At 34.3% G+C, this 940-nt stretch carries 1 protein-coding gene; it reads right to left on the reverse strand.

Annotated elements, in window-relative coordinates; genetic code table 11:
• Window positions 1–940: flagellin N-terminal helical domain-containing protein (locus tag AVBRAN12642_RS09700; protein WP_336608311.1), on the reverse strand; the 940-nt coding region annotated here is incomplete at both ends.

The raw sequence follows: 940 nt of genomic DNA on the forward strand, positions 1-940 counted from the left end.
CTTATCCACCCCATCAGTTATCTTAATACCTCTACCATCTCTATTAGCAAGTACTAATCTTCCTTTTTCATCAACACTAGCCTCAACCCCTGTTTGATCTTTTACAGAGTTAATTGCAGCTCTTAAAGCTCCATTTCCATCTTTATCTTTAACTTCAATAGAACCAATAGTAACACCATTTATACTAAAGCCTTGTAAAGTAGTTCCTGCTTTAATAGGTTGTTCAAATACACTTTGAACCGTAACAGAAGCTTTAATACCTGTTTTATCAGTAGATTTATTAATAGCTTCAACTAAAGCACCTAAACCTTGACCTGCTTTAATATTATTACCTTGAGCAATTTGCACTGGCTCAAATGTAACATCATTAATTCCATCTACGTTTTTAAATGTAAGATTAATTTTATCTCCTAAAGCAAGGTCGCTTTGTCTTACATTATGCCCAGTCTCAAACCTAGTTAAACCAATCTTATCACTTGTAGTTGCCCCAATACTAGCCTTAACTGTCTCATTTGAATACGCACCAATTTGAAATTCTTTGTTTGAAAACGTTCCACTTAGAAGCTTTTGACCATTGAATGATGTAGTATTACCAATATTGTCTAATTCTTCCATAAGTCTTGAAATATCAGCTTGAAGTGAGCGTCTTGTTTCAGTTGTTTGACCATCTTGAGCTGATTGAATAGCTTTATTCTTAATTGTATCAAGTATTTTTATTTGCTCATCCATAGCCTTATCAGCTGTCTGAATTATACCAATAGCATCATTAGCATTCATAATAGCTTGACCAAGAGAACTTGCTTGAGATCTTAAGCTATCAGCAATTGCCATACCTGAAGCATCATCAGCAGCAGAGTTAATTCTAAAACCTGAGTTTAACTTATTTAAAGAACTGTCAATTGATCTATTGTTCATAGATGCGTTTGCATGAGCGCTTAGC

Source organism: Campylobacter sp. RM12642, assembly GCF_020137635.1.
Lineage (GTDB): Bacteria > Campylobacterota > Campylobacteria > Campylobacterales > Campylobacteraceae > Campylobacter_E.